The following is a 26,615-nucleotide window of genomic DNA, read 5'->3' as shown; positions in this document are numbered from 1 at the left end:
CCAAAGAAAAAGCCCCGTCTCGCGAGAGGCGGGGCTTTTTGCTGGTGGCGACGTCGCCGGTCAGGCGGCGCTGGTCTTCTTTTTCAGGGGCGCGTCGGCGCTGGACGGGCGCGGCGCGGGGGCGGCGTGGGCCGGGGGGCGCCGGTCGTGGCGGTTCTGCGGCGCGCCGGGCTTGGGCGTCTTGCTGGCCTGCGGGTGGCTGGCGGGCTTGGCCCCCTGCGGCGGACGGGCCTGCGCGGGTTTCGGAGTCGCGGGCTTGGGCGCGGCGGCCTTCGGCTGGGCGGACGCCGCCGGGCGGGCCTGGGCGTTGCGGGCGGGCTGTTGCTGACCGCGACCGCCGCCGTTTTGGCCGCCGTTTTGGTTGTTGTTCTGGTTGCGGTTGCTGCCCGGCGCCTTGGGGCGGGGCGGCGGCTTGGACGAGGCGTGGATCTGCGCGACGTCCACCGCGTGGAACGGGTGGGTGTTGTCGATGGGAATCGGCTGGCGGATCGTCTTTTCGATGTCCTTCAGATAGCCGACCTCTTCATGGTCGCAAAAGGACACGGCGCTGCCCTCGGTCCCGGCGCGCGCGGTGCGGCCGATGCGGTGAACGTAGCTTTCCGGCTCGTTCGGCAGGTCGAAATTGATGACGTGGCTGATGCCGTCCACGTCGATGCCGCGCGCCGCGATGTCGGTGGCGACCAGCGCCCGCAGCTCGCCCGCGCGGAAGGCTTCCAGCGCGCGGACGCGGGCCGACTGCGACTTGTCGCCGTGGATGGCGTCGGCGGCGACGCCGGACTTTTTCAGATGCTCCGCCACCCGGTCGGCGCCGTGCTTGGTGCGGGCGAAGACGATGGTCCGCGCCACCTTGCTGTCCAGCAGCAGGTCGGCCAGCAAACGACGCTTGTCGGAACGGTCGACGAACAGGACGCGCTGGTTGATGCGCTCCACCGTCGTCGATTGCGGGGTGACTTCGATCCGCTCCGGGTTGTTCAGAATGCTGTTCGCCAGCTCCGTCACCGCTTCCGGCATGGTGGCCGAGAACAGCAGGGTTTGGCGCTGCTTGGCCATCACCGCCACGACCTTGCGGACGTCGCGGATGAAGCCCATGTCGAGCATCCGGTCGGCCTCGTCGAGGACGAAGAACTCGATGGCGTCGAGCTTGCAGTGATTCTGCGCCATCAGGTCGAGCAGACGGCCCGGCGTGGCGATCAGCACCTCGACCCCACGGGTCAGCGCGGCGATCTGCGGGCTTTGGCCGACGCCGCCATGCACCACCGTGCGGCGGATCGGCAGATGGCGGCCATAGGTGCTGAAGCTGTCGGCGATCTGCAAGGCCAACTCGCGCGTCGGCGTCAGGATCAGCGCGCGCGGCGACTTGGCGGCGACGCGCTTCTTGTTTTCAAACAGATGCTGGAGAATCGGCAGGGTGAAGGCGGCGGTTTTGCCGGTGCCCGTCTGGGCGAGGCCGAGCATGTCGCGCCCCTGCAACAGCAACGGGATGGCGCCGGCCTGAATCGGCGTGGCCGTGGTGTAACCCTCTTCGGCGACGGCGCGCAGAATAGGCTCGATCAGGCCGAGGCCGGAAAAATCAGTCATGGAGGAAATGGTCCTGGTCCACCGGAATGGGGGCCGCGCCACAAGGGAGCAGCCGGGCTTGCGCGCTCCGCGGCGGGATGGCGCGGAGCCGTCGGCGCGGCGCGCGCGTTCCTGGCGATGCCATCGGAACGCGGCTGTGGTGCCGTCCAACCCTGCACACATAAGGCTGATGTCTTGATTTGGCAAGAAAACTCGGCGCGCGGCTGGGCTGCGTCGGGGTGGACGGCGCGCGGCCACCCCGACGGCGCGCTTATTTCTTGGTGATGACGCCGCAGCCGACGCGGTCGCCGGAGTTGCCCGCCGGTTGGCTGAGATAATCGTCAACCTGCGCGTGGACGACGATGGATGTGCCGCCGGTCTTGAACAGGCCGTCGGCGGCGTCGGTCAGGGTGACGCTGTGGGTGATCGCCTCGAACCCGGCCTTGCCCGCCTCGTTCGCCCAGATGTTGGGGAGTTCGCCATAATGGCTGTGGTCGGCCTCCAACCCATGCTTGGCCCCCGCCGCCGCGAAATGGCCGCCCGCCGCCTTGAAATCCGGCGCGCAGGCGCCGTTTTCGTGGATGTGGATTCCGTGCCAACCTGGCGTCAGCCCGCTCAACTCGCCGTGCAGGACGACGCCGTGCGGGTATTTGGTGAAGGTGACGCCGCCCAGCGGCTTGCCTTGCGCGTCGGCCACCGCCGCTGTCGCCAGCGGCGCGGGGGCCAGCGGGGCGGCGGTTTGCGCGGCGGCGGTCAGGGGAAGGGCGGTCAGCGTGGCGAGCGCGAACAGGGTGGGGGCGATGGTGGAGCGGATCATGGGCGTTGTCCTCCGGGTTGGCGGCGCGTCTTTAGACAGTCTGCCGTTGAAATCATGTCGTTGAAACCGTCGCAAACAGCGGGTTGGGATTGCGAACGGTTTGCAGTATGATGGGGCCGTGGGATCAAAAGACCAAGGGTTCGTTCCGATGACGTCGCGGCTTGAAACGTTGTGCCTGGAAAAGGGATTGAAGATGACCGGCCAGCGCCGGGTCATCGCGCAGGTGTTGTCGGACGCCGACGACCACCCCGATGTGGAAGAGGTGCACCGCCGCGCCGCGTTGATCGACGCGCGCATTTCCATCGCCACCGTCTACCGCACCATGCGGCTGCTGGAAGACGTCGAGGTGATCGAACGGGTCGATCTGGGCGATGGGCGCGCGCGGTACGAGGAAGCCTCGGCGGATCATCATCATCACCTGATCGACACCCGCAGCGGGCGCATCATCGAATTCGCCAGCCCGGAGTTGGAGGCGATCAAGGAACGCATCGCCCGCGACCTTGGCTACAAAATCGTCGGCCATCGGCTGGAAATTTACGGCGTTCCCTTGGACGACGCCGGGGCGGACGGCCAGGGGCCGGGTGATACGGGGAAGGAGCAATGAAGGGCGGCTTCGACCCTTGCGAGGGAGATCCCTGCCAGGGTGACGGGATGCCCGCCTGCCGCGACGCGGTTCAGCGCTGTTACACCGGCTTGTGCCAATGCGGCCAACCCGAACGCCACGCGCTGGAAGCGGCGGTGACGGTCTACCGTTACCACCACCCGGACAGCACGCAGGCCCAGGCGGAAACCATCGTCAGCCATTGGGTGGCCGGGCCGGTTCGCCACTGAACGGCGCTGGTTTTGAGCGGCGCTGGATTTATGAAAATAATCCTTTACGTGTTGGGTGGGCTGTCCTAAAAACAGTCCTGTCAAGGCCAGTGGTCCATCCCCCGGACCTCGGGCCGCGACGCCTCCCCAAACGCCTGTCCTGAAAGGGGCTGGCCGGACAACCGAAAGGCCCGGCCAGCCCCTTTTTTGTTTTCGCGTTCCGCCTGCGGCCGACGCCACGCTTTCGCGCGCGCCGACAACCGGGTGGCGGAACGACCTTCCCCTGGACGGGATCCGCAAGGAACGCGAAAGGAACATTCTCGCCATGTCCACCAGCATCGCCCAATCCTTCGTCAAACAATTCGAGCGCGAGGTCCACGAGGCCTACCAGCGCATGGGATCCAAGCTGCGCGGCACGGTGCGCACCAAGAACAACGTGCAGGGCGCCTCCACCGTCTTCCAGAAGGTCGGCAAGGGCGCCGCCTCCACCAAATCGCGCCACGGCGTGGTGCCGGTGATGAATCTCGACCACAGCCCGGTCGAATGCCCGCTGTATGATTTCTACGCCGGTGATTGGGTGGATCGGCTCGACGAGCTGAAGACCAACATCGACGAACGCCAGATCATCGCCAACGCCGGGGCCTACGCGTTGGGCCGCAAAACCGACGAGCTGCTGCTGGCCGAGCTGAACAAATCCACCAACTTCGCGGGCGGCGACACCGACGGGCTGACCAAGGCCAAGGTGCTCGACGCCTTCGAGATGATGGGCGAATCCGACGTGCCCGACGACGGCCAGCGCTTCGCCGTGGTCGGCTGGAAGCAGTGGAGCCAGATGCTGGGCATCGAGGAGTTCGCCAGCGCCGACTATGTCGGGCCGGACGAGCTGCCGTGGCGCGGCACCCAGGCCAAACGCTGGCTCGGCACGCTGTGGATCCCGCATTCCGGGCTGAAGGCGACCGGCAACGTCCGGCTCTGCCACTGGTATCACAAGACGGCGGTCGGCCACGCGGCGGGCGCCGACGTCAAGACCGACATCAGTTGGCACGGCGACCGCGCCGCCCACTTCGTCAACAACATGATGAGCCAGGGCGCCGCCCTGATCGACCCGACCGGCGTCGTCACCCTGCGCTGCCTGGAAAGCTGACGACGAACGCCCCCTCCCGTGTCGGGAGGGGGACGGTCCTCCTCGCTCCCACCCAATCCCCGGAGACTTGATCCATGGCCTACGCGTCCAAGGATTTGAGCGTGCTTGCCTACGCCAACGGCTTCACGCTTTGGCATTACACCACCCACGACCTCGCCGCCGACGTCGACACCATCGGCTATTTCAACGGCGCCGCCGACCTGTTGCGGGTCGGCGACATGGTTCTGGCCAATTGCGCGGTGGGCGCCGCGCCGTCGGGCGGCGTGTTGGTCGTCGCCTCCAACGCGGCGGGGGTGGTGGACGTCGCCAACCTGACCCCGTTCGGCGCCGCCAACAGCGACTGAGGAGCCGGGCCATGAGCGTGCTGACGAACGGGTGCCGGACCAGTCATCCGGCGGATGGCGCGCAGGCCGCCTTCGCCTACGGCTTTCGCATCCTCGACGCCGCCCACCTGACGGTGACGCTGCGCGAGTCTGTGACCGGGGCGGAGACGGCGCAGGTCCTCAACACCCACTACACCGTCACCGGCGTCGGCGCGCCGGGCGGCGGGACCATCGTCTTTCCGGCGCCGCCGCCGCCGGGGCGCAGCGTGGTCATCGCGCGGACCATGCCCGCGCTGGACCATGGCTATCCCGGCGTTCCGGCGGATCAGGCGTTCGACCGGCTGGCGCTGCTGGCCCAACAGGGGCAGGATTCCGCCAGCCGGTCGGTGCGCTTTCCGCTGGGCGACAGCCCGTCCCTGTCGGCGGAATTGCCGTCGAGCCAGGCCCGCGCCGGAAAGGCGCTGGCCTTCGACGGCAACGGCAACGTCGCCTTGGTGTCGTTGGCCTCGCCGACCTTTGAAACCAGCGATGTGGAATGGGCGGAGGTGCGAAACGCCCCGCGCACCCTGTCGGGCTTCGGCATCCTCGACGCCACGCCGCTGTCCCATGTCGGGGCGGGCGGCGCGGCGCACGCGGCGGCGAGCGCGGAGGCCGACGGCTTCATGAGCGCGGCGGACAAGGCCAAGCTCGACCGTTACGGCGCGCTGGGGCCGCTGCGCGGCTGCCTGCTGACCTTGGCCGAGCCGCAAAGCTTCGGGCCGGGCGTCGGCGGGCGGGTGATCTGGACCACGGTGGTGTGGGACAGCGACGGTTGTTTTCAGCCGGTGACGCCAACCCGCGTGGTGACGCCGTCCTGGGCGCGTTTCGCCCGGCTGACCGCCCGGTTGGAGATCGACGCGGCGATGGACGGCTTCCGCGATCTGACCATCCGGCGGAACGGCGGCTTTGAGTATCCGGGCCGGGCCGCGACCCATGGCCATGGCAACATGTCGTCGCGCAACGTCGCGCCGATGACGGCCACCCCCTGGTTGCCGGTGTCGGCGGGGGATTGGTTCGACGTCTATCTCGATCAGACCTCCTTCTCGCCCTTCGACCTGCTGGCCAATGGCGGGACGTGGATGCAGGCGGAGTTTGTCTGAGGGGGGTGCTGTCTCCTTTGTCAACTCTTGCCGCGCCACGCTTGCCCCCTCCCTAACCCTCCCCCGCTCACGCGGGAGAGGGGATGGGCGCCGCTTTTTCCCAAGGCCCCCTCTCCCGCGAAAGCGGGGGAGGGTTGGGGAGGGGGCCGTCGCTTATCCCTCCCCAAAACCCATCTGGAGACTCCCGCCATGGCCCTCACCGCCATCGGTCTGTGCGGACGCGCGCTCATCAAGATCGGCGCGACCGCCATCGCCAGTTTCGACGACGGATCCGCCGAGGCGGAGGTGGCGTCGGCGCTTTATGGTCCGGCGCGCGACGCGCTGCTCTCGGCCAACGCCTGGAGCTTCGCCACCATGCAGGCCAATTTGCCGCGTCTGGCGGTGGAGCCGGTCGCCGATTACGCCAACGCCTTTCAGCTTCCAACCGATTTCCTGCGGGCGTTGGGGGCGGGCGGGACCGGGCGCGGGCGGGGCTTGGCCTATCGCATCGCCGGGCGGGCGCTGCATTGCGATTCCGACCGGGTGACGCTGACCTATGTCGGGCGGCCCGACGAGGAGGATTTTCCGCCCTTCTTCGATCAGGCGTTGATCGCCCGGCTGGCCGCCGAATTCTGCATCCCGCTGACCGAAAGCAGCAGCCGGGCCGAGGCGCTGGTCGGGCTGGCCGAGGCGGAGTTCCGTCGCGCCCGCCAGATCGACGCCCAGCAGGACAACCAGCCGGGATTCGAAGATTTCACCCTGATCGACGCGAGGGCGTGATGGGCCGCTTGCAACAGGTCAAAACCAACTTCACGGCGGGCGAGATCGGCCGCCGTCTGTTGGGGCGGGGCGATCTGCGCGCCTACGACAACGGGGCGCTGGCCCTGCGCAACGTCTTCATCGACCCGACGGGCGGGGTGACGCGGCGATCCGGCTTGGCCTTCACATGGCTGGCGCGCGGCGACGGGCGTCTGGCGGCCTTCGAGTTCAACACCGAACAGACCTATCTGCTGGCCTTTTCGGCGGGGAAAATCGACGTGCTGCGCGGCGGCGTCCATTTGGCCAGCGTGGACGCGCCGTGGAGCGGCGCGCAACTGGCCCAGATCACCTGGACGCAGAGCGCCGACACCCTGCTGATCTGCCACCCCGACGTCAGCCCGCGCAAGCTGACGCGCGGCGACAACGACGCCTGGACCCTGTCGGAGTGGTCCTACGTCGTCCAGAATGAGGTGATCCGGCTGCCCTTTTACCGCTTCGCCGATCCGGCGGTGACGCTGACCCCGTCGGGAACCGGCGGGGCGATCACGGTCACAGCCTCGGCCCCGGTGTTCGACCAGCGCCACGACGGGACGCGCATCCGCATTCAGGACAAGCAACTGCTCGTCACCGGCGTGGCGTCGGCCACCCAGATCAACGCCACCGTCAAGGAAACCCTGGCGGGCGTGGCGGCGACGACCGATTGGGAGGAGCAGGCCTTTTCGACTTTGCGCGGCTGGCCGGTGTCGGCGGCCTTTCATCAGGACCGGCTGGTCATCGGCGGGTCGCGCGATCTGCCCAACCGGCTGTGGCTGTCGCGCTCCGCCAACATCTGGAATTTCGATCTGGGGACCGGGCTGGACGACGAGGCCATCGAGTTCGGCATCCTGTCCGATCAGGTCAACGCCATCCGCGCCGTGTTTTCGGGCCGCCATTTGCAGGTCTTCACCTCGGGCGCCGAATACACGGTGACGGGCGATCCGCTGACGCCGCAGAGCATCCAGGTGCATCGGCAGACCCGCATCGGCTCGCCGCTCGACCGCAGCATCCCGCCGCGCGACGTGGACGGGGCGACGCTGTTCGTGCCGCGCAACCGGCGGGAAATCCGCGAATTCCTCTACACCGACACCGAAGCGGCCTATCAGGCGAACGATCTGGCGCTGCTGGCCCGCCATCTGGTGGTGAACCCGCGCGACCAGGATTACGACCAGACCCGCCGCCTGCTGTTCGTGGCGATGGAGGACGGCTCGCTCTGCACCCTGACCGTCTACCGGACGGAGGACGTCACCGCCTGGACCCGGTTGGAAACCGATGGGCTGGCGCGGTCGGTCGCGGTGGTCGGCGACGACGTGTTCGCGTTGATCGACCGCGCGGGCGTGTGGAGCGTCGAGCGGTTCGACGACGCGCTCAACCTCGACGCGGCGGTGGTGGCCGACAAGGCCGAAGACACAGCCGTGTGGACCGGCTTCGCGCATCTGGAAGGGCGGACGCTGACCGTGCTGGCCGATGGGGTGGTGCGCCCGCCCGTCGCCGTGCAGGCCGGGACCATCACCCTGTCGCCGCCCGCCCGCCATGTCGAAGCCGGTCTGCCCTACAGCCACCGCATCGAACCGCTGCCCGCCAACCTGTTGGGGCAGGCGAGCGGGGCCGATCTGGTGCGGTTGATCGCCGTCACCTTCCGGCTGGAGGACACGGCGGCGCTGCGCGTCGATCTGGGGCGCGGGCTTCAGGATTTGCCGCTGCACCGGCTGGGACCGCAACCCGCAGGCGGCGTGCCGCCGCGCGTGTCGGGCGACCGTCGGCTGCGGGCGTTGGGCTGGCGGCGCGACATCGACGTGCCGCTGTGGCGCATTGAACAGGACGCGCCGCTGCCCTTCACGCTGCTTTCCGTAACCATGGACATGAAGGTGAACGACTGATGGGTGGCATCACGCCTCTGGTGACGTCGGCCCTGCCGTTGGCGGGATCGGTCATCAACACGGTGCGCAGCACCAGCAACTCCACCAGCAACGCGGCGGCGCAGCAGGCCGCCGCCGAGCTTGAGTACAAGCGTCAGCAAGACGCCGCCCGCGCCGCCGCCGAGCAGGCGGCGCTGGAACGCAAATACGCCGAAGACCGGACGGCGGCGGAGCGCGCGGCGGCGGCGGCGGAGGCGGCGCGCCAACAACAGGCGCAATTGTCCGCCGAAGCGCAGGCGCGCGAATGGGCGCGGCAAGACCAGTTGCGTCAACAAGACGCCGAACTCCAGCGCCAGAAGGACGAGGCCGCCCGCGTCGCCGCCGAACAGGCCCGCGCCAACGAGATGAACAGCTACCGCGCCAGCCAGGAACAGACGCTGGCGCAGTTGCGGGCCAGCCAGGAGGCGGCCTATCAGGCGCAGGACAAGGAGGCGCAGGCCCAATCAGCCCAACTCGCCGCCGCCGCCGACGCGGCGGAAAAACGCCGGGTCGAGGCGCTGCGCCAAAATATGAGCAAGACCCGCGCCAGCCTGGGCGCGCGCGGCGTCGCCGCCGGGGACGGGTCGGGCGAGGCCATCCTGTTGGGGCTGACCAAGGACACGCAGACCGAGCGGCAAAACGCCCAGGCGGTGGACCAGCTCAAGCAGCAGGCGATCCAGCAGAATCTCGACGCGATCAAGCGGCGGAACCTGTTGGAACAGGCGCAGCTCGCCGACCGGCAGAAGCTGGAATTCATGAGCAAATATTTCTGACGGTCCGCCGTGACCGGCGCCGGCAACGCGGAGCCTCCCGATGACCAGTTCTCTTCTCATCCCGCGCGGAACGCCGCGCGTGCAATACATCGCCGACGGCGCGTTGCGGGTCTTCACCTACCCGTTTCCCATCTTCGCCGCCGAGGATCTCCAGGTGTTTCTGGGCGCGGCGTCGCAGAGCGCCGGGTACAGCGTCAGCGGGGCCGGGACGACGGCGGGCGGCGCCGTCACCTTCGACGCGGCGCCGACGGCGGGAACGGCGGTGACGTTGCGCCGCCGCTTGACGGTCGAGCGGACCAGCGATTTCCGCGAGAGCGGGCCGCTGCCCGCCTCCGCCCTCAACCAGGAGTTCAGCCGACTGACCGCGTCGGTGCAGCAGGTGGCGGGCGACCAAGACCTGATGCTGCGCTACGCCGACACCGATCTTCCGGCCTCCACCCAATTGCCGGGCCGCGCGGAGCGGCAGGGCAAGTTGTTGAGCTTCGACAGCGCGGGCAACCCGACCGTCCGCCCGCCGGTGGACGAGGAGGCGCTGTCCACCTATGCGCCGCCGGGCGCGGGGGCGGTCAGCCGCCCGGTGCGCGACAAGCTGGCGGACGTCGTGTCGATCAAGGATTTCGGCGCGGTCGGCGACGGCACGGTGGACGACACGTTGGCGATCCAGGCGGCCTTGACCACGGCCAAGGCGGTGCATGTGCCGCCGGGAACCTACCGGATCACCAACACGCTGACGCTTGGCCATGGCAAATCGCTGATTGGGGCCGGGCAAAGCGCGGTCATCAAGGGGGCGTCCACCACCTTCGACCTGATCCAGATCCCCGACGGCTACGCCACCCTGTCCAATCTGCGGCTGGAGCAGGGCAAGGCCGGGGTGCGGCTGTTTGGCCGTGACGGGCCGTGCGTGCAGAACAGCCTGAGCGATCTGACCCTGTGGGATCCGCAGGTCGGGCTGGTCTTCGACGGTTACACGGATCCGAATTTCCCCTGCTACTGGAACAACGTCGCGCGGGTTCTGGTGGCGCGTCCGTCGCTGCACGGGGTGTGGTTGACGCGGACGGGGGCGGGCGACACGCCGAACGCCAACCGCTTTCACAGCGTGCGCGTCTATTCGCTGTCGGCCCCGATTTCGGGCAGCGGCTTCTATGTCGAACAGGGCAAATACAACAACAGCTTCTTCGATTGCGAAGCCAATCTGTCGAGCATGGCCGAGTCCTGCTTTCGGGTCGGGGCCGACACCGACAAGACGTTGATCGTCAATTTCTATGCCGAATCGCTGGGAGCCGTGCCCAATGTGCGGCTGGACGCCGGGTCGGTGGAAACCGCGATCGTCAATCTGTTCTCCGCCGCCGCCGGTCCGGCGATTCAGGATCTGTCGGGCGGGCAATTCACGGCGGTCAACGCGGGCTATCCCGACAAGAACCGCCTGCAAGCCAGCCGGGTGACGCGATTGACCGTCGAGGCCCTGCGCTTTGACACCGAGTTTGTCGAGCCGGAGCATGGCGGGGTGGTGGAGCTTGACCTGACCAGCTCGATCTATCTGATGAGCGCCTATGGCGGGCCGGTGGAAGCGCGGCTGCCGTCCGCCGGATCGGCCAATGGCCACACGGTGACGATCAAGAAGACCGACGCCTCGGCCAACATCCTGACCATCAGCGAAACCGGCGGGCCGGGGCCGGACGGGCGGCGGGTGGCGCTGGGCAACCGCTATGATTTCGTCACGCTGGTGTCGAACGGGGCCAATTGGTGGATCGTCGCCGCCAACAGCCTGCCCGCCAACGCGCATTATCACGAGGGCGCCGGCCTGTTCGAGCCGGACCTGAACCAGTCGCTTTATCTGGTCAGCGCCTGGGGCGGCGACGTCGAGGCGCGCTTGCCCGCCCCCAGCGCCGCCCACGCGGTGGGCCGCACGGTGACGATCAAGAAGTCCGACACCAGCGGCCACCGCGTCACCGTCACCAGCCAGACCGGAACCGGCCCCGACAACGAGGCGATTCCCCTGACCGGCCAGGGCCACGCGGTGACGGCGATGTCGAACGGCGCGGGTTGGCACATTCTGGGGCGGAATTCATGACGGAGGCCGCCTTAGGGTTTCATGACTTCGTGCAACGCTGGAACAGCCTGTCGGAGCTGGGCACGCCCAAGCATCACCGCGACATCGCCCGCTGGTTGGAGACGCAGAGCCAGAACGGCAACCGCCGCATGCTGCTGATGGCCTTTCGCGGGTCGGGAAAATCGACCCTGGTCGGCCTGTTCGCCGCGTGGCTGCTCTGCCGCGATCCCAACCGCCGCCTTCTGGTGCTGGCCGCCGATCTGCGGCTGGCCAAGAAGATGGTTCGCAACGTCAAACGCATTCTGGAGCGCCATCCCGACACCAAACATCTGAAACCACCGGCCAAGGACCGCGACCAGTGGGGGAACGAGCAATTCACCGTCGTTCGCCCGATGGAACTGCGCGATCCCTCGATGGCGGCGAGCGGCGTCGGCGGCAACATCACCGGCAGCCGCGCCGACGTGGTGATCTGCGACGACGTCGAGGTGCCGCGCAACGCCGACAGCGCCAACAAGCGGGCGGGTTTGCGCGAACGGCTGGCCGAGTTGGAGTATGTGCTGGTCCCCGGCGGCGCCCAGCTTTATGTCGGCACGCCGCACAGCTACTACACCATCTACGCCGACGAGGCGCGGGCGGAGGCGGGGGAGGTCGCGCCCTTTCTCGACGGCTTCGACCGCCTGGTCCTGCCGGTCTACCAGGAGGACGCGACCGGCAAGCGCCGCTACGCCTGGAAGGAGCGGTTTGGCGAGGCTCACGTCAACCGCATCCGCAAGACCACCGGCCCGGCCAAATTCACCAGCCAGATGCTGTTGCAGCCGGTGAACGTCGCCGAGGGGTTCCTCGACGTCGACAAGCTGGGTCGCTACGACGCGGAACTGGAATACCGCGAGGCGCTGGGCCGCGCCGTGCTGACGCTGGACGGCGTGCGCATGGCCTCGGCCAGTTGCTGGTGGGATCCGGCCTTCGCCCGACCACGGGGGGAGGGGGGGCCGCCCGGCGACGGCAGCGTCGTCGCCGCCCTGTTCGGCGGGGACGACGGGCGCTTTTACCTGCACCGCGTGCTGTATCTGCGCGTCGATCCGGCCAACCCCGACAGCGAGGCGGATCAGCAATGCCGACAGGTCTCCGATCTGCTGGCCGCGCTGCATCTGCCCGCGATCCATCTGGAAACCAACGGAATCGGGCGCTTCCTGCCCGGACTGCTGCGCGAACGGCTGCGCAAGGACGCGCTGGCCGCCAGCGTGGTGGAGCGGTCCAGCCACACGCCGAAGGCCCGCCGCATCGCCGAGGCGTTCGACGCGCTGCTGGCCGACCGGCGGCTGTTGGCGCACCGGCTGGTCTGGGACACGCCGCTCATCCGCGAAATGCGGGAATGGCGGCCCGATGGCCGTTACACCGGCCCCGACGACGGGTTGGACGCGGTCGCCGGCTGCCTGTCCGCCGAACCGCACCGCTTCGACCGCAGCGCCCAACCGCCCGAACGCCGCGCCGATTGGCGGGGCGGCGGGTCCGTGGTGGCTCCGTCGGATTGGGATTTGTGACCACATCTTTTCGATCCCCCGCGCCGCTTCGGGCGGGGGTGGCCTCGCATCACTTCATGGGAGACTCGGATGCACGAAACTCTGGATGTCGCGTGGTGGATCACCGCCGTCGAGTTGCCGGTGATGGGCGGCCTGTTCTGGCTGATCGCCCGGCTGCGCAACGACGCCGAAACCGCGCTGGAAAATCTGCGGACCCGCGCCGAAACCGCGCAAGCGCAGGTGCGGGAAAGTCTGGCCGCTTACAAGCTGGAAGTCGCCAAGACCTATGTGTCCTTCGCGACCTTAAAGGATGTCGAGCAGCGTCTGACCGACCATCTGCTGCGCATCGAAAACAAACTGGAATCGGGCTGCGCGCCGTTTGCGGACAGCGGGCGTCGGTGACGGCCCGCTTTTGAACCGCAAGGGAGAGCGACAGCGCATGTCGGCTTCAGTCGGCGTGGTGAATCATCGCCTGATAGATCTTCCAGGCGATTTCGACGGACACGCCGCCCGCCCGCGCGCCCGCCGCCAACATGGTGGCGCTGGGCTTCAGCGGAACGGCGGTGTGTCCCGGTTCGCACAGGGCGCCCATGGCGGTGACGGAGGCGTTCAGGGCGTTGTCGTGGGTCTGGTTGGTCTTGGGCATGTGCAGGGCGATCGCGTTCATGGCTGAGCCTCCGTTGCGTTTGTCTCCTTACAGCAAAAGGGATGCCAACTGTTTTGCGAGGGCGGTGAATCGGGGATTCGCTAAGGTTGCCGCCGCCTTGCCGCCGCCTTGCCCAAGAACGACCTAAGGTTTGTCGGCGTCAATTGGATTGGAATCCTCAAAAATACCCGCAAAATGCTGTTTCATTTCGTCACGCGTTTGCAAAATGCAAAGCGCCCTGGTTGTCCAGCGCCTTGCGTTTTGCATTCCGGGAACCGGCGCGGCGAAGCGTCTGGCCGCTGCCCGGCGGTTGGGCTAGTGTCCGCCCATCATGACCGACCGCATCATCCATCACATGTGCCGCGCGGACGAGTGGGACGCCGCCCGCGCCGCAGGCTCCTATCCTGGCTCCTCGCAGGACGTCCAGGACGGCTTCATCCATTTTTCCACCGCCGGGCAGGTGGTGGAGAGCGCGGCCAAGCACCGCGCCGGGCAGGATGGCCTGATCCTGCTGACCGTGGACGCCGACCGGCTGGGCGCGGCCCTGCGTTGGGAGCCGTCGCGCGGCGGCCAGCTCTTCCCCCATCTCTACGCGGCTTTGCCGGTGTCCGCCGTTCTGCGCGCCGACCCGCTGCCGCTCGGCTCCGACGGGCGGCACGTCTTCCCGGCGGGCTTCCCCTTCGCCATCGAGGATCTCGCGCCGTGATCGACCTGTTCCCCATCGTTGGGCCGCTGCTGTTCCGCTTTGACCCGGAAACCGCGCATGGGCTGACCATCAAGGCGTTGAAGAGCGGGCTGGTTCCGGCCCAGCGCGGCGGCGACGAGCCGTCCTTGCGGACCCGCGTCTGGGGGCTGGACTTCGCCAACCCGGTGGGGCTGGCCGCCGGGTTTGACAAGAACGCCGAGGTGGTGGACGCCATGCTGCGGCTGGGCTTCGGCTTTGTCGAGGCGGGCAGCGTCACCCCGCGCCCGCAGCCCGGCAACCCGCGCCCACGCCTGTTCCGCGCCATCGAGCAGGGCGCGGTGCTCAACCGCATGGGTTTCAACAACGAAGGGCTGGAGGCGTTCGCCGCAAGGCTGGAGCGCCGTCGCGACGATCCGCGCCGCGCCGCCGGTCTGGTCGGGGCCAATCTGGGCAAGAACAAGGACACGGTGGACGCCGCCGACGATTATGTGATCGGCGTGCGCCGTCTGGCCCCGTTGGCCGATTATCTGGTGGTCAACGTCTCCTCCCCCAACACGCCGGGCCTGCGCGCCTTGCAGGGGCGGGAGCCGCTGCGCGACTTGCTGGGCCGGGCGCTTGACGCGCGGGCGGCCTGCAAGCTGACGCGCGATCCGCCCTTGCTGCTGAAAATCGCCCCCGATCTGACCGACGAGGACAAGAGCGACATCGCCGCCGTGGCGTTGGAATCGGGCGTCGATGGGCTGATCGTGTCGAACACCACCATCGCCCGCCCCGCCGACATCCCGGAGCCGCTGCGTTCGGAGGCTGGCGGTCTGTCGGGCCGTCCGCTGTTCGCGCCGTCCACGCTGGTGTTGAAGGAGATGTATGGGCTGACGGGCGGCAAGCTGCCGCTGGTCGGCGCGGGCGGCGTCGCGTCGGGCGCCGACGCCTACGCCAAGATCCGGGCGGGCGCCTCGCTGGTGCAATTCTATTCGGCCATGGTCTATGGCGGCCCGGCCCTGGTTCTGCGCGTCCGCGCGGAACTGGCCGCCCTGCTGCGCCGTGACGGTTTCGCCCATGTGGCCGACGCGGTGGGGGCCGATCACCGCTGAGGTTGACGGAGCCGTTGGCGCAGGACCGGCGGCGGGGGGACGTAGAATTAACGGATCGTCAAGCCGGGGCGACGGACAGTCGTTCGTCCCGGCTTGTTCCGATGTTTCACGTGAAGGCCATGACCGTTCTGACCCACATCGTTTACGCGCTCGCTTACATCGTGGCCGGGGTTTCGGTCGGGGCGACGTTGCCGTTGATGCGGCCCGAGGCTGACCCGCTGTTGGGCTGGTTGACCGGCGCGGTGGTGGTTTTGGCGGGCGGCGTCCTGCACGAGATCATCACCCGGCTGGAGCGCGAACGGAAAGCCGCCCAGCGCGCCCACCGTCTGCATGGCGTGGTCGAGTCGCTGGCCGAAGAGGTGGCGACCTTGCGGTCGGTTCTTGACGACGGCGCCCGCAACCCTGGAACCGCCCGTTACGACGCGGTCATGCAAGAGGTGCGGTTGCTGCAATCGCTGGTCTCCAAGCTGACCGAACGCCGCGCCGCGCCGCGCCCGCCCGTCGCCGCGTCGGAGCGGCGCGGCCCCGGCAGCGGCGAGTCGATCTCCACCACGCCGCCGCCGCCCGCGCCTGCCGCCGCCTTTGGGCCGATGAACGACGCGTCGGTTCTGGAGGCGGTGCGCGACGCGCTGAAGGCCGACCGCATCGACATTTATCTGCAACCCATCGTCAGCCTGCCCCAGCGCAAGCATCGTTTTTACGAGGTGTTTTCGCGGGTGCGCGCGGGCGACGGCCACCAGATCATGCCCGACCGTTATCTGGAGATCGCCGAACGCGAGGGGTTGATCGCCACCATCGACAATCTGCTGCTGGTCCGCTGCATCCAATTGATCCGCGAAACGGAGCGGCGCCAGCATTCCATCGGTTTTTTCGCCAACATTTCCGCCGCCACCCTGTCCGACGGCGATTTCATGCGGCAGTTCCTGCATCTGATGACGTCCAATCAGGCGCTGGTGCCCAAGCTGGTCTTCGAGATGAGCCAAGCAGACTTGCGGGCGGGCGGGGCCGTCACCTTGGGGATCCTGTCGCAACTGGGGCGGCTGGGATTCCATTTCTCGATGGATCAAGTGACGAGCCTGGACATCGACATTGATCTGCTGCTGCGCCACGAGTTCCGTTATGTGAAGCTCGACCGCGCGCTGGTGCTTGACCCGGCGCAGGCCGGACAAATCAAGGATCTGCGCCGCCGCTTCGCGTCCGAAGGCGTCGATTTGATCGTTGAGAAGATTGAAACGGAAAACCAGCTCATCGAGATTCTCGACACCGGCTTTGACTTCGGCCAGGGCTACCTGTTCGGCGAACCAAGATTGAGCCGCAAGCCGGGGTGAGGCGGGGAAGGCGCGGGCGGCGACGCCGACCTCCGCGCGCCAGCCATCCTTACTTGGGCGCCAGCACCATAATCATCTGGCGGCCTTCCAGCTTGGGCGTCTGTTCGACCTTGACGATGTCTTCCAGCGCCTCGCGCACCCGCATCAGCACGCTCATGCCGATGTCCTGGTGGGCCATTTCGCGCCCGCGAAAGCGCATGGTCACTTTGACCTTGTCGCCCTCTTCCAGAAAACGGCGGGCGGCGCGCATCTTCACGTCATAATCGTTGTCATCGATGTTGGGGCGGAGCTTCAGCTCCTTCACCTCGATGATCTTCTGCTTTTTGCGGGCTTCGTTCGCCTTTTTCTGCGCCTCGTATTTGAATTTGCCAAAATCGAGGATCTTGCAGACGGGCGGTTCGGCCTGGGGCGCGACCTCGACCAGATCGAGACCGGCGTCTTCGGCGGCGTAAAGCGCGTCGCGCAGCGACACGACGCCGATCATCTCGCCATCAGCGCCGACGAGACGAACGGAGCGAGCCGTAATCTCCCGGTTCACGCGCGGTCCATCGCGGGTCGGGGCGGCTTCGGACGGTATCCGGGATATGGACGCTTCTCCATCGCTGGAAACCGCGCCCGACCGACCGTTCCCTCGAACGGTCGGCGGTTGAGACGCGGTCGGTTAAAACGGCGAATCGGCAACCAGATCACCGGCAGGCGACCGGGTTTCATCAACAATTTTAGTAAGGGCGGCGTCGAGCGCAAGCATTTCTTGATCCTTGCCGCCCAACACGCGCAACGCCACCGTGCGCTCTTCGGCTTCGCGCTTGCCGACCACCAGCATCAGCGGCACTTTCTTCAGGCTGTGCTCGCGAACCTTCAGGTTGATCTTCTCGTTGCGGACGTCGAGTTCGACGCGAACCCCACGGCGCTTCAACAGCTTGACCACTTCGGCGGCGTAGCCGTCGGCTTCGCTGGTGATCGTCGTCACCACCACCTGGACCGGGGCGAGCCACAGCGGGAACTTCCCGGCGTAATGCTCGATCAGCATGCCGATGAAGCGCTCCATCGACCCGAGAATCGCCCGGTGCAGCATGATCGGGCGGTGGCGCGCGCCATCCTCGCCGATGTAGCTGGCGTCGAGCCGGTTCGGCAGGTTCGGGTCATACTGCAAGGTGCCGCACTGCCAGGTGCGCCCGATGGCGTCGGTCAGGTGGAACTCCACCTTGGGGCCATAGAAAGCGCCCTCGCCCGGCAGTTCTTCATACTCCAGACCGGCGGCGCGCAGCGCCTCGGCCAGAGCGCCCTCGGCGCGGTCCCACAACTCATCCGAGCCGGTGCGCACGTCGGGACGCAGCGCCAGCTTGACCGAAATCTTGTCGAAACCGAGATCCTTGTAGACGCCAAGCTGGAGCTTGAAATACTCCGCCGACTCGCTCGACACTTGATCTTCGGTGCAGAAGATGTGCGCGTCGTCCTGGGTGAAGGCGCGCACGCGCATGATGCCGTGCAGCGCGCCCGACGGCTCGTTGCGGTGGCAGGCGCCGAATTCCGCCATGCGGATCGGCAGATCGCGGTAAGAGCGCAGGCCGTGCTTGAAGATCTGCACATGGCCGGGGCAGTTCATCGGCTTGACGCCAAGGATCTTTTCCCCCTCGTCCGCCTCGACCTTGAACATGTTGTCGCCGTACATGTCCCAGTGGCCCGACGCCTTGAACAGCGAGCTGTCGATCAACTGCGGCGTCTTCACCTCGACGTAACCGGCGGCTTGCAGCTTGGTGCGGATGTAGGTTTCCAGCGTCCGGTACAGCGTCCAGCCCTTGGGGTGCCAGAACACCGAACCGACGGCCTCCTCCTGCACATGGAACAGGTCGAGTTCCTTGCCAAGCTTGCGGTGATCGCGCTTCTCGGCCTCCTCGATCTGGTGCAGATAGGCCTTCAGCTCCTTCTCGTCGCGCCACGCCGTGCCGTAGATGCGCTGAAGCATCGGGTTGCGGCTGTCGCCGCGCCAATAGGCCCCGGCCACCTTCATCAGCTTGAAACCATTGCCGATCTTGCCCGTGGTCGGCGCGTGCGGGCCACGGCACAGATCCAGCCAATCGCCCTGGCGGTAGACCGACACCGGCTCGCCCTGCGGGATCGCCTCGATCAGTTCGGCCTTGTAATGCTCGCCCAGATTCTTGAAATAGGCGATGGCGTCGTCGCGGTCCCACACCTCGCGGACGATGGGAATGTCGGCGGCGACCAGCTCGCGCATCTTCGCTTCGATCTTGTCCAGATCGTCGGGCGTGAACGGCTCCTCACGGGCGAAGTCGTAATAGAAGCCGGTGGCGATCGACGGACCGATCGTCACCTGCGTGCCGGGATAGAGCTTTTGCACCGCGTCGGCCAGCACATGGGCGGCGTCGTGACGGATCACCTCGATGGCGTCGGGGTGGTTGCGCGTGACGATTTCGATCTTCGCGTTGCTGGAGACGGTGGTGGTGAGGTCCAGCACCTGCCCGTCGATCTTGACCGCAAGAGCGTCTTTCGCGAGGCGCGGCCCGATGGAGAAGGCGATCTCCGCCCCCGTCACCGGCCGGTCGAACTCCCGGACGCTGCCGTCGGGCAGCGTGATGGCGATGTTGGACGTCACCGAAGTCACCGTATCATGTGTGTTGGATGGACCCCGGTTTTGGGCCGGGAGCGCGAAACTTCCAATGGGAGACGGGGGGCTGTCAAGCGCGGCGGCGCTCAACGCGCAAGCCTCATCAGGCGGATTGGGATCGTTCATGGGTCAGGACTCGACATTCCGTTTGGAAGAAAGACGGAACGGAGCGCTTGACGGACGCCCCGATCCGATGGTCGGCGGGGCGTCTGGAAACCGGCGCGTCAGCTTAGGCGCGCATCCTCCAACGTCCGCCGGTGGCGGTCGTGGTGGTAGTCGCGGTGCTGCGGAGGGCCGGGCGCGTGCGCATGGTCCGATCATTGCGCGTGGAGCATGCGTTGTCAAACGAAAGGGAAACGGTCATCCCGCTTCCCCGGATCCCGTTTCCCCGCATTCCGCTACCGCATCGGCGTGTCGTTGACCACCGCGACGCGGCAGCCCTTTTGCGTGTGTTTGACGCAATTCTCCAACGCCAATTGCCGGGCCATCGCCTGATCGCGCTGGCCGGATTTCCAGCCATAGGCGCCGTCGGGCGACACCGCGAACGCCTTGTGGTCCGGCGCGGCGAGATACTCAAGGAAGCCTTTGCGGTTGCGCTCCCCCAATTCCGGCGGTGGGGCCAGTTTGGATTCGGGCAGAGCGATCAACGTCTTGCGCGGGGCCAGATTGTGGTCGGACAGAAAGCGGTCCACATAGGGCGTCCACAGCGGGATGGCGGCGGAAAACAGGAAATGGCCGTCCTTGCCGTTGGCCGGGGCGTCGATCAACTCCGCTTTGCCGCCGGACGCGGTGAAGGCGGCGTGGAGGCGGTGGGCCAGTTCCGGGCCGAAAAACAGGTCGTTCTCCGCGTAGACCCACAGATTCGGCGTGCGCGAGGTGCGGCCGAAGACGCCGAAGGCGGCGGCCAGACGGTCGGACTTGCACACGTCATTGTCGCCGCGCGATCCGCGCCCCCCGGCGAAGCTGATGACCGCCGCCAAGCCCGGCGGCGGGTTGGCGCTGAGCGCCACGCTGGCCAAGCCGCCCGCCGACACGCCGACGGCGATGATTCGCGAGGCGTCGGCGAAGGGCTGCTGGGCCATGAAGTGGATCGCCTGCCGGATGTCGTCGGCGCTGCGTTCGCCCGACAGGACATAGTTGGGGTTGTCGCATGGTCCGTTGCTCTCAACGAAGCCGCCGCCCGACCCGCCATAGCCGCGCCGCATGACGATCAGCGTCGCCCAACCGCGCCGGGCGAACTCCATCGCCTGGGGCGCCAACCGCAGCGGCGTCATGGTCGCCCGCTCCGCCGCGTCGCGCGGCGAGCCATGGCTGACGATGGCGATGGGGAAGGGGCCTGGCCCGGTCGGGCGGATCAGCAAGCCTTCCAGCGTCAACGCGGTTCCGTCGCTGTAACGGACGGGGACGGGCTGCAAGGTCTGGGTCAGTCCCTGCGCGCGGGCGGGGGTCTCCGTCGCCATGGCCGCGCAGACAAGCAGAAGAAGGAGCGCAAGGCGGCGCAGGGTCATGAGCGGGCGTCCTGAAGCGGCGTGGTTTCGCGCCCCAGCCTGCGGCGGCGCTCGGCTCCCGTCAATGTCCCTGCGTCATTGTTTGGGCGTCACCGCTCTGGTTTCGCCGCCAGCAGCGCCGCGCCGACGTAACCGATCATCCGGTTCCGCCGCGCCACCCGATACCAGGAGCCGCTGACGCCTTGGATGGTCACGCGCTCGCCCGCGTCCAGCACGTCGAGAACCTTGGCGTCGCAGACGGGGGCGACCCGCAGATTGGCGTCCGCCGTCACGCGGGCGCGGGCGCCGACGGGAAGCGTGGCCCGCTGTTTGGACGGGGGCAGATCGTCGGGCAGCGCGCAGCCCCGGTCGCCGCGCGCGGCCTTGGCGTAGGAGGGCGGGATGTTGGCGGCGGGGGCGGGCGCGCCGCCGTTCGCGGGCGGCTTTGTGGAGGGGGCGTCGGTCAGATAATCGGCTGAGACGTAGCCGATGCTCTTGCCCTTGCGGCCAACCTGCGCCCAACCGTCGGAGGTCGCGCCGATCATCTCCAACCTTTGCCCGCGATCCAAGGCGTCGATCACCCGCCCCTTGCCGCTGGGCGTGGCGCGCAGATAGACCCCGGCGGTGGTCACGACGTCGCGCGGCTTCGTCGGGGTGGGGGCCGTCGGGGTGGAGGCGGGTGCTTTGGCCGTTTCGCTTTGGGGCGGCTCGACCGGCGCGGGCGCCGAATCGGACGCGGGCGCGGCCTCCACCCTGGGGGCGGGTGGTTTGGCGGATGGCTCGGCGACGGGCGTCGGCGGGGCGCTCGCGGGCGGCGGCGGCTCCGCCGGTTTGACCACGGGCGCGGTCGATGGTTTGGCGGCGCTGGCGGTCGGCCTGACCGACGGCGCCTTTGGCGGCGCGCCCGGCGTCCGCACCGGGGACAGCGCAGGGGCTGCCTGCGGCGGAGCGGCTGGGTATGGCTTCGGCGCGACGTCGCCCAGCGGCGCGTTCAGCGGGGTCAGGCGGGGCAAGGCCACCGAGGGCGGCGGCGTCGGGGTGACGCGTTCCTCCGCAGGCGCGGCGGCGTTGGCGATTCCCGGAACGGCTCCCGCGATCGTCCCAAGAATTGCTGACGACAGCGCCAGCAGGACCAGCCGTGTGGGTGTGACCTTCGCCGCCATCATCCTCAATCCAGGGTGATCCGGGCGATCAGCGTCGGCAGAGTCTGGCAGCGCAACAGCCCGTCCAGCGTCTGATGCTCGCTCAGCCGCAGAGACAGCGCGCAGCCGTAGGAGCTGAGGGTCAGTTCGGTCTGGGCCAGCGACCCGATGATGGTGGACATTTTGGCGATGCTGTAGCCGGGCGCGCCCATCCGTCCGGCGATGGCGCCGTTGACCGGGGTGAAGCTGTCGATCTCCACCGTGAACGGCCCCAGATTCTGCAACACGGTTTCCGAGTTGGCGTCTTCCTTGGTGGCGAAGAGTTGCACCGGGATGGCGCGGCGGCGGGCGATCCAGTCCTTCAGCGCCAAATTGCCCAGCAGCGGATCGCGGCTTTGCAACGCCGCCTCGTTCGCCATCTGGCGCAGAGCCGGGTCGTTGCCGCCCAACGCGGCCTCATAGGCGGCGATCTTGACCGCACGGTCCGCCCCCAACAGCTTGGCCCGCAAATCGGTGATCTGGGCGGCGCGCGCCTCGGCGGTTTGACGTTCCTTTTCGGCCCGTTCCGCCGCGATCTTCGCCGCCGCGTCGTGTTGGACCAGCCATTCTTCGTCGCGGTTGCGGCGGGCCGCTTCGTCGGCGGCGCGCTGTTGGGCGTCGCGGTCGATCTGCTCCCGCAAGGTTTTCGCCGCGTCGGTGCCGAGCACGACGGGCTGGCCCGGCCATTCGTCGGCGGGCTTGCCAAGGCCGTCGAGCACCTCGGGGTTTTGCGGGGTGAAACGGACGGTCCAGCCGCTGGCGCTGCGGGTGGCGACCGCCTTGGCGTTCAGGGTCTTTTCCAACCCTTCGGCGGCGACCGGGCGCAGGAACGTCACCGGGCCTTCGCGGCTGTCAATCAGGTAGGTCGGTTTGCCCAGCGTCAACCCAAGCGTCAGCTTGGCGGTGGCGCGTTGGTCGGCGGGCTTGCCGTCCTTGGGCGAGGTTGGCGGCGGCGGCGCCACATCCACCGTGACCGAGTCAAGGCGCCAGAGCGGCGGAACCAGCCGGGCCAGATCGTTGCGGATCGCCTCTTCGGCGGAGATTTCGGCGGCGCGGGCCGGGGGAATCGCGAGGACCGCCGACGTGATCGCCGCCGCGCCGCCGACCATCAGCGCCAGCGCCAGGGTTGCCGCGAATCGTCCGTTCGCCGGTCGCACCATCACCCCATTCCCTCCCGTCGGGTCGTCACCATCAAGCCACTGGTATAGCGAAGCGAAAGGGAAGGGAAGCGGGTTTTGCCGGGGCCGTATCGGACATGTGGCGGGCAGATTTTCGCTGGGCGACGCCGCCGCGCTGATATACCGCGACCAGCGGTCGAAATTGGCTTTGATGGCACACGCCACTTGCAATATCTTCACACAAATGGATGTATGTCCGCCTGAGGGGATGGCGGATTCGCAACGGGTGGGGATCAGGACGTCACATGGCGGGTACAGGCGGGGGTAAGGAAGGGTCGGTCCTGGTCTGCCGCAACGTGAAGGTCAGCGGTCGCCGCACCAGCCTGCGGATGGAGCCGTATATTTGGGACTCGCTGAAGGAAATCTGCGAGCGCGAGCGGCTGACTCTCAACGAAATTTGCACGCAGATCGACGGACGCCGGGGGGACGCCAATCTGACGGCGTCCATCCGCGTCTTCATCGTCAGCTATTACCGCACCGCCATTGGCAACCGGGGCTTTGCGGAAGATGGGCCGTCGCCCATTTTGCGCCGGGCGTTGGATGACGCGGTGCCTTTGGAAGATTGACGGGGACGCCGCCCAAGGGGGGGCGCGTCCATAGCAAACGCTTTTCAATCCGTTCAACCCGCTGGCGTCGGTCTGGCGCCAGCGGGTCAAAAGGATGAGCGGACAGGCCGTCGATCAGGGCTTGTAGTTGCGGAAGGTCGACGTCTTCTTGAACGGAGTCGGCGATTCCGGCGCCTTCACATTGTCACCCAAGGCGAAGCTGAAATCCTGACCGATGGTGGCGGCGAAGGCGTGGCAACCGGCGCACCCGCCCATGCGGATCGGCTTTTCCAGGAAGCCGAGATTGGCGGCCTGGAAGGGCAGCAACTGCGTGTTGTAATACACGCCCGACGTGTCGGTGATGTTTCGCGGCACGCCATGCTTTAGGTCGCCGGTGAACATGCCCAGCGAGTAATCGGTCTCAATGGTCGCGTTGGCCAGATAATAGGACGCGGTGCTGCTGAAGCGGGCGTTGTCCTTCCCGTCGAAATCGACCGGAGTCGCCTGAACGTTGATCAGCTTGTAATAGAGCCAGGGCGAACTGGCCTTTCCGGTTTTGGTAAGATTCTCGCGAATCGCGTTGTGGGCTTTGTCGTTGATGGCGGCGATGCCCTTGGGAATGGCGTGCCAGCGGCTGTTGACGCAGATGGCGCCGTCCGACGGCATGGTGCCGTATTTGGGGTTTTCGCGGAAGAACAGGCGGGCGCCCGGCGTCGCGCAATAGTCGCCGTTCTTGGTGACGGTCGGCTTCAAGACGTTGGGGTTCGAGGTCAGTTCCGGCGAGGTCGGGGTTGGGCCGGAACCGGAAACGATGATGTTTCCGTTGACGTCTTCGGTCGGCTTGCCGTCGGCGGTCAGGATGTTGTCGGCCTGTTCAAAGGTGGACCAGATCCCCCAAGGGGCGGCGGCGGTGAAGGAGATCAGATGCATCCCCACCAGACCCCAACGGTCTTCGCGCCAGCAGGGGGCGTTGTCCTCAACCTCGAAATAGCGGACGGGGGCCTGGAAGAAGCGACCGGAGGCGGCTTCTTTTTCGGTCAGCGGTCGCCACGACATCTTCACCTCGACCGAAGACGTCTTGTTCACGTCGGTCGCGGAGACGTCTTGTTTGGACGGGGCGAACGGGGCGGCGAAATCAACGTAGGGCGGCGTGGGGTTGGGGTGGTTCTTGTCGGCAAGCGCCTTGGTGTAGTTGGCGGCCGCAACGCTCAACGCCGATTTGTCGCCGGAGTACCAATATTGATTTTGCACAATGTTGCTGTAGACGTCCTGATTCATCTTGACGCCGTAACGGATCAGTTGCGGCTGGCTGTTCTTCTTGGTGGGCGTGGCGGGCAGGACGCCAGCGAAGGTCTGGTTGTTGCCGATCTGGGTGGTCTCGTCCAGCACGGTCCAGGCGGGGGTCTTCACCGGCTCCTGACCCTTGCAGGCCCTGACCTGACCGTCGGCGGTCTTCACGCCTTCGGGGGAATAGACGTAGACCGGAGGCTCGTTATAACCAAAGCGCGGCCCGTTGGTGGGTTTGCCGTCCTTGAGCGTCACGCCATGGGGCGCCTGCGTCGGCGAACCGTTGCCGGGGTAAAGCTCGACTTTGGCGCGCATGGTCTCCCACACCCGCGCGCCGGGGTCGCCAAAATTCTTGGTCTTGTCGGGGGCGTCGCGCGTGTCCGATTGCGCGGGCCAACTCAGGGCGATCAGCGCCTTCCAGGCGTAAGCCGCGCCCGCGTCCATATCGACGCCGCCCGTGCTGCCGTCGCCGCAGGGGTAGGGCATCTCGTAGGTGACGGGAATGTCCATCGGACATTTCTTGCTTTCCTGGGCCAAAGCCGGATTGACGGCCAGACAGGCGGTCAACGCGGCGGCGGGCAGGCCGCCATACATCCAAAAGCGTGCGTTCATTGTTGATGTGTCCCCCGTTGCGAAACGTCGCAGAGTTCTGCGCTCTTTGATTTGATTTTTTGCAACGAAGTAGCGTCAAGGTGGTGGCGATATTTGTATCAATGTGAAAAAGAGAAAAACAATTGTTTCCATCAATGAACAATCGAGACAACTTATTGATTGGAATGGAAAAATGGCCCGCGCGTCACCGTGCGGGCCATCGTGTGAACAATTTCGGGTGGCGGCTTGGCCCAACCCTCACCAGCGCAGGCTGGGAACCGCGTAGGTTGGCGTGTGTCCCGCCGCGTCGGCGACGGCTTGCAGCTTGGCTGCGTCGACCGACTCGCCCCAGGCGGCCCCGCCCAACTCCTCCTGGTGGATGCCCGCCGTGACCAGCGCCACGTCCAGACCGGCGGCGTTGGCCCCCGCCACGTCGGTGCGCAGGCTGTCGCCCACCGCCAGGATGCGGCGCTTGTCGGCGATCCCCATCAGCGACAAGCAGCGGTCATAGACGGAGGGGTAGGGCTTGCCGTGCTGCGTCACGTCGCCGCCCATCTCGTCATAGCGCGCGGCCAGCGTTCCGGCGCAGATCACCATTTGCGGGCCGACCATGACGATCAGATCGGGGTTGGCGCAGATCATCGGCAGGCGGGCGCGCAGGCAGGCGTCCAACTGCGGCTGGTAATCGGCCAGCGTTTCCCCGAACACGACGATGCCGGTGTTCAGGACGAAATCGGCCTCCTCCGGCGTTGCGGCGACGCTGTAACCCAACCCCTCATACACGTCGGTGTCGCGCTCCGGCCCGATGTGATACAGCCGCCGCCCCAGCCGGGCGTGCCACGGGTCGGCGCGGTCGCGCAACGCCTCGTACGTCGCCTCGCCCGAGGTCATCACATGATGGTAACGGTCGCGGCCCAGCCCCATGCCCGCCAGCTTGGCGATCACCCCATCGGTGCGGCGCGGCGCGTTGGACAGCAGGCACAGCGTCTTGCCCGCCGCGTTCATGCGGTCCAGGCAATCGGGAACGCCGGGATAGGCGCGTTCCCCGTCATGCAGCACCCCCCAAAGATCGAGGATGACGCCGTCATACTGGTCGATGACGCTGCTGATGCCGGGGATCTGTCGAATGGCGGCCATGATGTCCGGTGAAAGTGAGGATGGAGAG

26 protein-coding genes are annotated in these 26,615 nt (G+C 67.2%); 16 read left to right on the top strand and 10 right to left on the bottom strand.

Annotated features, from left to right (window positions below; all coding sequences use genetic code 11):
* Positions 1 to 60 precede the first annotated feature (60 nt).
* Positions 61 to 1,578 (bottom strand): DEAD/DEAH box helicase, encoded by a 1,518-nt coding sequence (locus ACODS4_RS08235; RefSeq protein WP_488862527.1) that lies wholly within the window; start codon positions 1,576 to 1,578, stop codon positions 61 to 63.
* Between the two features lie 250 nt (positions 1,579 to 1,828).
* On the bottom strand, positions 1,829 to 2,374 hold the full coding sequence (locus tag ACODS4_RS08230; protein WP_488862525.1) for a superoxide dismutase family protein: 546 nt from the start codon (positions 2,372 to 2,374) through the stop codon (positions 1,829 to 1,831).
* Between the two features lie 148 nt (positions 2,375 to 2,522).
* Between ACODS4_RS08230 and ACODS4_RS08225 the strand changes: the two genes are divergently transcribed.
* From ACODS4_RS08225 to ACODS4_RS08175, 11 genes are all read left to right on the top strand, one after another.
* Positions 2,523 to 2,978, top strand: coding sequence for a Fur family transcriptional regulator (locus ACODS4_RS08225; protein ID WP_488862523.1), 456 nt, complete (start codon positions 2,523 to 2,525; stop codon positions 2,976 to 2,978).
* Between the two features lie 47 nt (positions 2,979 to 3,025).
* Positions 3,026 to 3,205: a hypothetical protein gene (locus ACODS4_RS08220; protein WP_488862521.1), complete on the top strand. Its 180-nt coding sequence runs from the start codon at positions 3,026 to 3,028 to the stop codon at positions 3,203 to 3,205.
* Between the two features lie 304 nt (positions 3,206 to 3,509).
* Positions 3,510 to 4,328 (top strand): phage capsid protein, encoded by an 819-nt coding sequence (locus ACODS4_RS08215; protein ID WP_488862519.1) that lies wholly within the window; start codon positions 3,510 to 3,512, stop codon positions 4,326 to 4,328.
* A 74-nt stretch (positions 4,329 to 4,402) separates the two neighbouring features.
* Positions 4,403 to 4,672: a hypothetical protein gene (locus ACODS4_RS08210; RefSeq protein WP_488862517.1), complete on the top strand. Its 270-nt coding sequence runs from the start codon at positions 4,403 to 4,405 to the stop codon at positions 4,670 to 4,672.
* A gap of 11 nt (positions 4,673 to 4,683) precedes the next feature.
* A complete protein-coding gene (locus ACODS4_RS08205; RefSeq protein ID WP_488862515.1) occupies positions 4,684 to 5,790 on the top strand; it encodes a hypothetical protein in 1,107 nt (368 codons plus the stop codon).
* Positions 5,791 to 5,979: 189 nt separating this feature from the next.
* Positions 5,980 to 6,549: a phage connector family protein gene (locus tag ACODS4_RS08200; protein ID WP_488862513.1), complete on the top strand. Its 570-nt coding sequence runs from the start codon at positions 5,980 to 5,982 to the stop codon at positions 6,547 to 6,549.
* Positions 6,549 to 8,444, top strand: coding sequence for a phage tail protein (locus ACODS4_RS08195; protein ID WP_488862511.1), 1,896 nt, complete (start codon positions 6,549 to 6,551; stop codon positions 8,442 to 8,444). Before ACODS4_RS08200 ends, ACODS4_RS08195 begins: the two co-directional genes overlap by 1 nt.
* Positions 8,444 to 9,235, top strand: a complete 792-nt coding sequence (locus ACODS4_RS08190) for a hypothetical protein (RefSeq protein WP_488862509.1) — start codon at positions 8,444 to 8,446, stop codon at positions 9,233 to 9,235. The genes ACODS4_RS08195 and ACODS4_RS08190 overlap by 1 nt, the downstream gene beginning before the upstream one ends.
* A 40-nt stretch (positions 9,236 to 9,275) precedes the next feature.
* Positions 9,276 to 11,306: a glycosyl hydrolase family 28-related protein gene (locus ACODS4_RS08185; RefSeq protein ID WP_488862507.1), complete on the top strand. Its 2,031-nt coding sequence runs from the start codon at positions 9,276 to 9,278 to the stop codon at positions 11,304 to 11,306.
* Positions 11,303 to 12,826, top strand: a complete 1,524-nt coding sequence (gene terL, locus ACODS4_RS08180; RefSeq protein WP_488862505.1) for a phage terminase large subunit — start codon at positions 11,303 to 11,305, stop codon at positions 12,824 to 12,826. The genes ACODS4_RS08185 and terL overlap by 4 nt, the downstream gene beginning before the upstream one ends.
* Before the next feature lie 69 nt (positions 12,827 to 12,895).
* On the top strand, positions 12,896 to 13,207 hold the full coding sequence (locus ACODS4_RS08175; RefSeq protein WP_488862503.1) for a hypothetical protein: 312 nt from the start codon (positions 12,896 to 12,898) through the stop codon (positions 13,205 to 13,207).
* A 46-nt stretch (positions 13,208 to 13,253) separates the two neighbouring features.
* Here ACODS4_RS08175 and ACODS4_RS08170 read toward each other — a convergent pair whose 3' ends face one another.
* The gene (locus ACODS4_RS08170) at positions 13,254 to 13,472 is read right to left on the bottom strand and encodes a hypothetical protein (protein WP_488862501.1); all 219 of its coding nucleotides are present in this window, start codon (positions 13,470 to 13,472) and stop codon (positions 13,254 to 13,256) included.
* A 310-nt stretch (positions 13,473 to 13,782) separates the two neighbouring features.
* On the opposite strand from ACODS4_RS08170, the gene ACODS4_RS08165 reads away from it, so the two are divergent.
* The 3 genes from ACODS4_RS08165 to ACODS4_RS08155 all read left to right on the top strand — a co-directional run bounded on the left by ACODS4_RS08165 (position 13,783) and on the right by ACODS4_RS08155 (position 16,555).
* A complete protein-coding gene (locus tag ACODS4_RS08165; protein WP_488862499.1) occupies positions 13,783 to 14,157 on the top strand; it encodes a DUF952 domain-containing protein in 375 nt (124 codons plus the stop codon).
* On the top strand, positions 14,154 to 15,227 hold the full coding sequence (locus ACODS4_RS08160) for a quinone-dependent dihydroorotate dehydrogenase (RefSeq protein WP_488862497.1): 1,074 nt from the start codon (positions 14,154 to 14,156) through the stop codon (positions 15,225 to 15,227). The genes ACODS4_RS08165 and ACODS4_RS08160 overlap by 4 nt, the downstream gene beginning before the upstream one ends.
* A 119-nt stretch (positions 15,228 to 15,346) precedes the next feature.
* Positions 15,347 to 16,555, top strand: a complete 1,209-nt coding sequence (locus ACODS4_RS08155) for an EAL domain-containing protein (protein ID WP_488862495.1) — start codon at positions 15,347 to 15,349, stop codon at positions 16,553 to 16,555.
* A gap of 49 nt (positions 16,556 to 16,604) precedes the next feature.
* On the opposite strand, the gene infC is transcribed toward ACODS4_RS08155, so the two are convergent.
* The 4 genes from infC to ACODS4_RS08135 all read right to left on the bottom strand — a co-directional run bounded on the left by infC (position 16,605) and on the right by ACODS4_RS08135 (position 21,300).
* On the bottom strand, positions 16,605 to 17,132 hold the full coding sequence (infC, locus tag ACODS4_RS08150) for a translation initiation factor IF-3 (protein WP_488862658.1): 528 nt from the start codon (positions 17,130 to 17,132) through the stop codon (positions 16,605 to 16,607).
* Positions 17,133 to 17,216: 84 nt separating this feature from the next.
* Positions 17,217 to 19,169 (bottom strand): threonine--tRNA ligase, encoded by a 1,953-nt coding sequence (gene thrS / locus ACODS4_RS08145; protein WP_488862493.1) that lies wholly within the window; start codon positions 19,167 to 19,169, stop codon positions 17,217 to 17,219.
* A gap of 410 nt (positions 19,170 to 19,579) precedes the next feature.
* Positions 19,580 to 20,689, bottom strand: coding sequence for a CocE/NonD family hydrolase (locus tag ACODS4_RS08140; protein WP_488862491.1), 1,110 nt, complete (start codon positions 20,687 to 20,689; stop codon positions 19,580 to 19,582).
* A gap of 89 nt (positions 20,690 to 20,778) precedes the next feature.
* Entirely contained in the window at positions 20,779 to 21,300 is a 522-nt protein-coding gene (locus ACODS4_RS08135) for an SH3 domain-containing protein (RefSeq protein ID WP_488862489.1), read from the bottom strand.
* Between ACODS4_RS08135 and ACODS4_RS08130 the strand changes: the two genes are divergently transcribed.
* Entirely contained in the window at positions 21,293 to 21,850 is a 558-nt protein-coding gene (locus ACODS4_RS08130; RefSeq protein ID WP_488862487.1) for a hypothetical protein, read from the top strand. The two genes, ACODS4_RS08135 and ACODS4_RS08130, sit on opposite strands and share 8 nt — an antisense overlap.
* On the opposite strand, the gene ACODS4_RS08125 is transcribed toward ACODS4_RS08130, so the two are convergent.
* A complete protein-coding gene (locus ACODS4_RS08125; protein WP_488862486.1) occupies positions 21,837 to 23,009 on the bottom strand; it encodes a hypothetical protein in 1,173 nt (390 codons plus the stop codon). The genes ACODS4_RS08130 and ACODS4_RS08125 overlap by 14 nt on opposite strands.
* 263 nt (positions 23,010 to 23,272) lie before the next feature.
* Here ACODS4_RS08125 and ACODS4_RS08120 point away from each other — a divergent pair, with 263 nt between their 5' ends.
* Entirely contained in the window at positions 23,273 to 23,593 is a 321-nt protein-coding gene (locus ACODS4_RS08120; RefSeq protein WP_488862484.1) for a ribbon-helix-helix domain-containing protein, read from the top strand.
* A 114-nt stretch (positions 23,594 to 23,707) separates the two neighbouring features.
* Here the strand turns inward: ACODS4_RS08120 and ACODS4_RS08115 are convergent, their stop codons facing one another.
* Both ACODS4_RS08115 and ACODS4_RS08110 read right to left on the bottom strand, forming a co-directional pair.
* A complete protein-coding gene (locus ACODS4_RS08115) occupies positions 23,708 to 25,471 on the bottom strand; it encodes a hypothetical protein (protein WP_488862482.1) in 1,764 nt (587 codons plus the stop codon).
* Positions 25,472 to 25,708: 237 nt separating this feature from the next.
* Positions 25,709 to 26,587 carry a TIGR01459 family HAD-type hydrolase gene (locus ACODS4_RS08110; protein ID WP_488862480.1) on the bottom strand — a complete coding sequence of 293 codons (879 nt, stop codon included), beginning with the start codon at positions 26,585 to 26,587 and terminating at the stop codon, positions 25,709 to 25,711.
* Positions 26,588 to 26,615: the final 28 nt, after the last annotated feature.

Source organism: Azospirillum sp. FG154, assembly GCF_057809575.1.
Note: the sequence above shows the minus strand (reverse complement) of the source record. Positions and strands in the feature narration are given on the sequence as shown.

Bases quoted from the DNA above. Each gene is read 5' to 3' on its own strand.
- ACODS4_RS08235 (WP_488862527.1), bottom strand. From the start codon at position 1,578: ATGACTGATTTTTCCGGCCTCGGCCTGATCGAGCCTATTCTGCGCGCC.
- ACODS4_RS08230 (WP_488862525.1), bottom strand. From the start codon at position 2,374: ATGATCCGCTCCACCATCGCCCCCACCCTGTTCGCGCTCGCCACGCTG.
- ACODS4_RS08225 (WP_488862523.1), top strand. From the start codon at position 2,523: ATGACGTCGCGGCTTGAAACGTTGTGCCTGGAAAAGGGATTGAAGATG.
- ACODS4_RS08220 (WP_488862521.1), top strand. From the start codon at position 3,026: ATGCCCGCCTGCCGCGACGCGGTTCAGCGCTGTTACACCGGCTTGTGC.
- ACODS4_RS08215 (WP_488862519.1), top strand. From the start codon at position 3,510: ATGTCCACCAGCATCGCCCAATCCTTCGTCAAACAATTCGAGCGCGAG.
- ACODS4_RS08210 (WP_488862517.1), top strand. From the start codon at position 4,403: ATGGCCTACGCGTCCAAGGATTTGAGCGTGCTTGCCTACGCCAACGGC.
- ACODS4_RS08205 (WP_488862515.1), top strand. From the start codon at position 4,684: ATGAGCGTGCTGACGAACGGGTGCCGGACCAGTCATCCGGCGGATGGC.
- ACODS4_RS08200 (WP_488862513.1), top strand. From the start codon at position 5,980: ATGGCCCTCACCGCCATCGGTCTGTGCGGACGCGCGCTCATCAAGATC.
- ACODS4_RS08195 (WP_488862511.1), top strand. From the start codon at position 6,549: ATGGGCCGCTTGCAACAGGTCAAAACCAACTTCACGGCGGGCGAGATC.
- ACODS4_RS08190 (WP_488862509.1), top strand. From the start codon at position 8,444: ATGGGTGGCATCACGCCTCTGGTGACGTCGGCCCTGCCGTTGGCGGGA.
- ACODS4_RS08185 (WP_488862507.1), top strand. From the start codon at position 9,276: ATGACCAGTTCTCTTCTCATCCCGCGCGGAACGCCGCGCGTGCAATAC.
- terL (WP_488862505.1), top strand. From the start codon at position 11,303: ATGACGGAGGCCGCCTTAGGGTTTCATGACTTCGTGCAACGCTGGAAC.
- ACODS4_RS08175 (WP_488862503.1), top strand. From the start codon at position 12,896: ATGCACGAAACTCTGGATGTCGCGTGGTGGATCACCGCCGTCGAGTTG.
- ACODS4_RS08170 (WP_488862501.1), bottom strand. From the start codon at position 13,472: ATGAACGCGATCGCCCTGCACATGCCCAAGACCAACCAGACCCACGAC.
- ACODS4_RS08165 (WP_488862499.1), top strand. From the start codon at position 13,783: ATGACCGACCGCATCATCCATCACATGTGCCGCGCGGACGAGTGGGAC.
- ACODS4_RS08155 (WP_488862495.1), top strand. From the start codon at position 15,347: ATGACCGTTCTGACCCACATCGTTTACGCGCTCGCTTACATCGTGGCC.
- ACODS4_RS08140 (WP_488862491.1), bottom strand. From the start codon at position 20,689: ATGACCCTGCGCCGCCTTGCGCTCCTTCTTCTGCTTGTCTGCGCGGCC.
- ACODS4_RS08125 (WP_488862486.1), bottom strand. From the start codon at position 23,009: ATGGTGCGACCGGCGAACGGACGATTCGCGGCAACCCTGGCGCTGGCG.
- ACODS4_RS08120 (WP_488862484.1), top strand. From the start codon at position 23,273: ATGGCGGGTACAGGCGGGGGTAAGGAAGGGTCGGTCCTGGTCTGCCGC.
- ACODS4_RS08115 (WP_488862482.1), bottom strand. From the start codon at position 25,471: ATGAACGCACGCTTTTGGATGTATGGCGGCCTGCCCGCCGCCGCGTTG.
- ACODS4_RS08110 (WP_488862480.1), bottom strand. From the start codon at position 26,587: ATGGCCGCCATTCGACAGATCCCCGGCATCAGCAGCGTCATCGACCAG.